The sequence below is a fragment of the Enterobacter cloacae complex sp. IR5402 genome (assembly GCF_049238125.1).
Classification (GTDB): domain Bacteria; phylum Pseudomonadota; class Gammaproteobacteria; order Enterobacterales; family Enterobacteriaceae; genus Enterobacter; species Enterobacter hormaechei_C.
Genome location: NZ_JBMKHO010000019.1, coordinates 65,731 through 71,984, shown reverse-complemented (window position 1 = coordinate 71,984; position 6,254 = coordinate 65,731). Strand labels below are relative to the sequence as shown.

Annotated in this window: 5 protein-coding genes; 1 reads left to right on the top strand and 4 read right to left on the bottom strand. The window is 55.0% G+C overall.

The genetic code is table 11. From position 1 onward, the window contains the following. Positions 1-168 precede the first annotated feature (168 nt). From phoH to efeU, 4 genes are all read right to left on the bottom strand, one after another. Complete coding sequence (gene phoH, locus ACOTXL_RS21685; protein WP_003858070.1) at positions 169-957, bottom strand: phosphate starvation-inducible protein PhoH; 789 nt, start codon at positions 955-957, stop codon at positions 169-171. Positions 958-1,457: 500 nt separating this feature from the next. Continuing rightward, positions 1,458-2,741: an iron uptake transporter deferrochelatase/peroxidase subunit gene (gene efeB / locus ACOTXL_RS21680; RefSeq protein WP_003858074.1), complete on the bottom strand. Its 1,284-nt coding sequence runs from the start codon at positions 2,739-2,741 to the stop codon at positions 1,458-1,460. Between the two features lie 3 nt (positions 2,742-2,744). Next, positions 2,745-3,872, bottom strand: coding sequence for an iron uptake system protein EfeO (gene efeO / locus ACOTXL_RS21675; RefSeq protein ID WP_045350133.1), 1,128 nt, complete (start codon positions 3,870-3,872; stop codon positions 2,745-2,747). 40 nt (positions 3,873-3,912) lie between these two features. Continuing rightward, positions 3,913-4,746 carry an iron uptake transporter permease EfeU gene (gene efeU, locus ACOTXL_RS21670; protein WP_003858080.1) on the bottom strand — a complete coding sequence of 278 codons (834 nt, stop codon included), beginning with the start codon at positions 4,744-4,746 and terminating at the stop codon, positions 3,913-3,915. 251 nt (positions 4,747-4,997) lie between these two features. Between efeU and ACOTXL_RS21665 the strand changes: the two genes are divergently transcribed. Next, complete coding sequence (locus ACOTXL_RS21665) at positions 4,998-6,182, top strand: NupC/NupG family nucleoside CNT transporter (RefSeq protein WP_003858081.1); 1,185 nt, start codon at positions 4,998-5,000, stop codon at positions 6,180-6,182. Positions 6,183-6,254: the final 72 nt, after the last annotated feature.

Sequence of the window (6,254 nt, the reverse complement as noted above, 5' to 3'; positions counted from 1 at the left end):
AGCGAACAGGCTGCCCGCAGGGCGAGCGCAGCGAGTCAATCCCCCCCGGTGCTATATGCAGCTCGGTGCGGCCTGAGCCCCTCACCCTAACCCTCTCCCCAGGGAAGAGGGGATAAAATGCACAAAAAACAAAGCCCGGTTTCCCGGGCCTTGAACACAACAGCATATTCAATAATACGCTTGTAGCGTGCGCTGGCAGAGCGCCGAGCGGACGCAGTCCTCTTTTGTGAAGCGGACCACCCCTATCATCTCATCTTCCTCAAAACGTGACATGGCATCGCTCAGGCCGGACTTCACGCCCGACGGCAGGTCACACTGGGTAATATCGCCGTTGACGATCACCGTCACGTTCTCCCCGAGGCGCGTTAAAAACATCTTCATTTGCGCAGCGGTCACGTTCTGAGCCTCGTCAAGAATAACGACCGCATTTTCAAATGTACGTCCGCGCATATAGGCGAACGGCGCGATTTCCACCTTGCCAATCTCTGGTCGCAGGCAGTACTGCATAAAGGAAGCGCCCAACCGCTTCACCAGCACGTCATAGACGGGCCTGAAGTACGGGGCAAACTTCTCGGAAATATCGCCGGGCAGGAAGCCCAGATCTTCATCCGCTTGCAGTACCGGACGGGTAACGATGATCCTTTCCACGTCCTTATGAATCAGCGCCTCCGCCGCTTTGGCGGCGCTGATCCAGGTTTTCCCGCATCCGGCTTCCCCGGTTGCAAAGATGAGCTGTTTACTCTCGATAGCATTCAGGTAGTGCGCCTGAGCTTCATTTCGCGCCACAATTGGCGATGCATCGCGGCTGTCCCGCGCCATGCCAATGGATTCTACGCCGCTCATCTGCACAAGCGAGGTGACCGATTCTTCTTCACGCTGCTTATGGCTACGTGAATCCCGTCTCAGCACACGTTTTGCTTCACGACGAGCTTTGATCACTGCTTTCTGTCTTCCCATGGATAGCACCTTGAGTTGTTGGTATTCATCACACGCGCCAGCATCGGCACGATTATGCGCACGAACATCAGAGGGTTGGCTTCCTTGTAAGCCATTGCTTGCATTACCGGATGACGATATACAACGGCTACGCGCACCGTTATGCACGTCGGTAGAAAAAGGTTGTTGAGGTGAAGGAGAGAATTTGGTGGTGAAGAAATCGCTGCCGGAGTCTGAGCCTCCGCGCCGGGTACTGCGGTTGATGTGTTTACCTTGTCCAGTACAGGACGCAACCATTCGCGATCTCCATAGTGAGTTAACATCACTGCCGGGAACTACCGCTGTCTTCTCTTAAGTACATCAGGAATTATCATAAATGCAACATTTATTTTACCTGAATGCAACTTTTCGGACTGCCCCTACATGGAAAATCAGTCTTATATAGAAATATTACAGAAATATAACAATAAGATAGTCCGGGAAAAAAATAATGTCCCCGCGAACTGTCGCAGGGACGATTATCAGGCTTCTATGAGACCCTGAGCGAGCCAGGCATTCGCGTCACGCGCGCCGGGCAGGGCAAAGAAATAGCCGCCGCCGATGGGCTTAATGTACTCTTCCAGCGCTTCGCCGTTGAGCCGCTTCTGCACGGTGAGGAATCCCTTCTCCAGATCGTGCTGATAGCAGACAAACAGCAGTCCCATATCAAGCTGCCCGGAGTTGGTCACCCCCAGCGAGTAGCTGTAACCCCTGCGCATCATCAGGCTGGATTGCGTCTCTTTGGTGCGAGGATTGGCGAGGCGAATATGGCTGTCCAGCGCGATGACATCCCCGTTCGGATCGCGGGCGTAGTCGGGTTCATCGTGCTCGAGCTTCATGCCGAGCGGTGCGCCGGTTTGCTTATCGCGGCCGAAGATAGTCTGCTGCTCTTTCAGCGGCGTGCGGTCCCAGAACTCCACGTGAAACTGAATGATACGCACCGCCTGATAGCTGCCGCCCACCGCCCAGGCCGGTTCGCCCTGATCCGCCGTCACCCAGACCACCTTGTTCATCAACGCGGTATTGCTGCTGTCCGGGTTGGCGGTACCGTCTTTGAAGCCCAGCAGGTTGACCGGCGTCTCTTTCCCTTTACTGCGCGCGGCGTGGTCAGAGATAAAACCTTCCCGCTTCCAGCGCACGCTCAGCAGATCCGGGGTGTGCTTGATAATATCGCGCAGGGCGTGGATCACCGTATCCTGGGTATTAGCGCAGATCTGCAACAGCAGATCGCCGTGGCACAGCGCCGCGTCGAGAGAATCATTCGGGAATCGCGTCATTTTTTGCAGCGCTTTCGGCTTCTGCTTCGCCAGACCGTAGCGATCATCAAATAGTGATTCCCCCACCGACACGGTGATGGTCAGATTATCGGGAGCGATAAACGCCCCGAGGATCCCGGAATCCATCGGCGGCAGGCGCGGATTCGGTGTTTCCGGTGCCGGACCGCCGGCGGTGAGGAAGGCAATGCGCGTGGTTAATAGCCTGAACAGACGCTCAAGGTCGGCCTTATCACTCGCCAACGAATCGAAAGCCACCAGCATCATCGAGGCCTGCTGCGGCGTCAGGATCCCCGCCTGGTGCTCACCATAAAACGGCTGCGTTTCCATACGCGCGTCCGGGGAGAGCGTGCCGGGGGCGCTTTGCGGTTTTGCCGCATGCGCCACCGGACAGCCGCCCGCCAGGGCAAACGCGCCGCCCAGCGCCCCTACCCCTTTTAACAACCGACGTCGGGAAGGTTCCGCCACGTCGTACTCGTCATGCTCGTTCATCGCTTAATCCAGACCCAGTACGCCACGCAGCAGGGAGAGATCTTCCGCCAGCGTCGTAATCGGGCCTTTCAGCGCGTTACGATCAGCATCGGTCAGCTTGTCGTAGGTTTCGAACCCGTCTTTGGTGCGGTATTTCGCCAGGATAGCGTCAACTTTCTTAAAATTGGCATCCACTTTCGCCAGCAGTTCGCCGTTCTCTTTTTGCAGCTGTGGCCGCAGCAGATCGACAATTTTCTGTGCGCCGTCGACGTTTGCCTGGAAGTCCCACAGGTCGGTGTGGCTGTAACGATCTTCTTCACCGCTGATTTTGCTGGCGGCTACTTCTTCAATCAGACCCGCTGCGCCACCCACCACTTTCGACGGTGGGAATGCCAGCTCGCTGATGCGTTTTTGCAGCTCCAGCACGTCGCTGTTGAGCTGCTCGGCGTATTTCTCCATCCCCCTGGTGGAGTTATCGCCAAACAGGGCTTTTTCCAGACGGTGGAAGCCGGTGAATTTCGGATCGGCGGCCTTCTGCTCGTAGTCGTCTTCACGGGCGTCAATGCTGCCATCGAGGTCAGAGAACAGCTCGGCAATCGGCTCGATGCGCTCGTAGTGCTGACGTGTAGGCGCATACAGGGATTTCGCTTTTTCGATATCGCCCGCTTTCACCGCGTCGGTAAAGGCTTTGGTGCCTGCCACCAGGTCCGCCGTCTCTTTGGTGACGTAGGCTTTATAGGCGGTAATAGCGTCGCCGAGACTCAGCAGCGCCGTTCCTTTGGCCGCGTCCGCCGTCGCTGCGCCTTTGACGATCAGCTTACCTTTCGGGTTAGTCAGCAGGCCGCAGGTCATGTCATATTCCCCGGGCTGAAGATTTGCGGTCATCTTCTGGCTGAAGCCCGGCGCGATATTCTCGCGCTCTTCTACCACCATCACGCCTTTCAGGATCTCCCACTCCAGCGCTTTCTGGCTGTGGTTCTGAATAATAAACTGGGTTTTACCGCTGTTAACCGTGATGGTCATCGGCTCACACTGTTTATCGTTGACGGTGACTTTTACCTGCGGAATATCTGCCGCCTGAGCGGTGAAGGCAGACACGAACAGCGCGGCAATGCCTGCGCATAACGCACTACGACGGAACTGAATGGCCATGACTCTTCCCTTTAAAAGTATGTTGTAACTAAAACAGCACTTACGGCGCAACGCGCGACGTCTGCGAGCCGGTACGCGGCGGCATAGCGAACAGGATCAGCGCCGGAACCAGATAGATAAAGTACATCGCCACTTCGCTGACGCTCGGCGTTTCCTGGTAGCCGAAGATCCCTTCGAGCAGGGTACCGGTCAGTGAATGGGTCGACAGGACGTTGCTGAGATCGAACGCCACGTCCTGGAAGTGGTTCCACAGGCCCGCTTCGTGGAAGGCGCGGATCGCCCCTGCCGCCAGTCCCGCGGCCACCAGCAGAATAAACAGGCTGGTCCACTTGAAGAACGCGCCCAGGTTAAGACGAATGCCGCCCCAGTAGAGCAGGAAGCCAAGCACAACCGCCGTGGCCAGCCCGAGCATCGCGCCCAGCGGCGGCCAGATGCCCACGTCCTGCTGAAAAGCCGCGAGCAGGAAGAACACGGACTCCAGGCCTTCACGCGCCACGGCGAAAAAGACCATCATGATCAGCGCCCAGCCGTGGTGGTTGCCTTTTTGCAGGGCGTTATCCACCGCCTGCTCAAGCTGTACCTTCACGTTACGGGAAACTTTGCGCATCCAGAACACCATCCAGGTGAGGATCACCACCGCTATTACGGCAACAATGCCTTCAAACAGCTCCTGCTCTTTCTGCGGAAATTCACCGGTGGTTTCGTTGATAAGAATACCCAGCCCCAGGCAGAGCGCCGCGGCAAGGAAAACGCCAACCCACATCACGCCAATCCAGCGTCCGCGCTGGGTACGCTTCAGATAACTGGCGATAAGGCTAACAATCAGGGCCGCTTCAAGGCCTTCACGTAACATAATGAGAAAAGGAACAAACATGCCGACACCTTAAATGTTTATCGCGGTCAACTGATGCAAAGAAAGGTAAATTCTTGTGATAGTGATTATCATTACGGCAACAAGAAAAACAAGCGAAATGTGTTGCGTTTTGATGACCAGATGTAAACGCATTGCGGAGTAATAATTGCTTGAGTAACCGTTGCGTTTATAAGGTATAACGAAAATGCCCATTTACGGTTAACCGGGGCTGTGGCTAAATGTCCACCTCGAAAACCAACTGAAAATAAACCATGTTTAAAATTGTCCATTTCCTGCTGGCGCTGGTGATTATTCTTGCGCTTGCCTGGCTGGTGAGTTTCGACCGCCGAAAAGTTCGTATTCGTTTCGTTTTACAGCTGATCGTGATTGAAATTGCGCTGGCGTTCTTTTTCCTGCATGCAGAAAGCGGTCTGTTTATTATTAAATACGTCTCCGGTTTCTTTGAGTCGCTGCTTAAATTCGCTGCCGAAGGGACGAATTTTGTCTTTGGCGGGATGGGTGAAAAAGGGCTGGCGTTTATTTTCCTTGGCGTGCTCTGCCCCATTATTTTTATCTCAGCGTTGATCGGTATTCTTCAGCACTGGCGCATTCTGCCGATCTTTATTCGGGTGATCGGGACGCTGCTGTCAAAACTGAACGGCATGGGCAAGCTGGAATCCTTCAACGCGGTGAGCTCGCTGATCCTCGGTCAGTCGGAAAACTTTATTGCCTACAAGGGCGTACTCGGGGATCTCTCCTCGCGTCGTCTGTTTACGATGGCTGCCACGGCTATGTCGACGGTGTCGCTGTCGATTGTCGGGGCCTATATGACCATGCTCGACGCCAGATTTGTCGTCGCGGCGCTGATCCTGAACATGTTCAGCACCTTTATTATTCTTTCGGTCATTAACCCGACCCGCCCGGAAGCGGAGCCGGATATCAAGCTGGAAAAACTGCACGAATCCCAGAGCTTCTTTGAAATGCTGGGCGAGTATATTCTGGCCGGTTTTAAGGTGGCAATGATTATTCTGGCGATGCTTATTGGTTTTATCGCCCTTATTAGCGCCGTTAACGCCCTCTTCTCCAGCATATTTGGCATGAGCTTCCAGCAGATTCTGGGTTATGTGTTTTATCCGCTGGCGTGGCTTATTGGTATTCCGTTGAGCGATGCCTTAAACGCGGGGAGCATTATGGCAACTAAACTGGTGGCGAATGAATTTGTGGCGATGATCGAGCTGCAAAAAATTGCCCATCAAATGTCACCTCGCGGGCTGGGTATTTTGTCCGTGTTCCTGGTGTCGTTCGCTAACTTCGCTTCCATTGGCATTGTGGCGGGGGCAATAAAAGGTCTGAACGAGCAGCAGGGCAACGTGGTGTCGCGGTTTGGTTTGCGTCTGGTGTACGGCGCGACGCTGGTGAGCCTGCTTTCGGCGAGCTTTGCGGGGTTGGTGTTGTAAGTTTTATGCGGTTAATGCCCGGCGGCGCTTCGCTTGCACGGGCCTACGATACAATAACGGCGGGATTTCCCG

Bases quoted from the DNA above. Each gene is read 5' to 3' on its own strand.
- phoH (WP_003858070.1), bottom strand. From the start codon at position 957: ATGGGAAGACAGAAAGCAGTGATCAAAGCTCGTCGTGAAGCAAAACGT.
- efeB (WP_003858074.1), bottom strand. From the start codon at position 2,741: ATGAACGAGCATGACGAGTACGACGTGGCGGAACCTTCCCGACGTCGG.
- efeO (WP_045350133.1), bottom strand. From the start codon at position 3,872: ATGGCCATTCAGTTCCGTCGTAGTGCGTTATGCGCAGGCATTGCCGCG.
- efeU (WP_003858080.1), bottom strand. From the start codon at position 4,746: ATGTTTGTTCCTTTTCTCATTATGTTACGTGAAGGCCTTGAAGCGGCC.
- ACOTXL_RS21665 (WP_003858081.1), top strand. From the start codon at position 4,998: ATGTTTAAAATTGTCCATTTCCTGCTGGCGCTGGTGATTATTCTTGCG.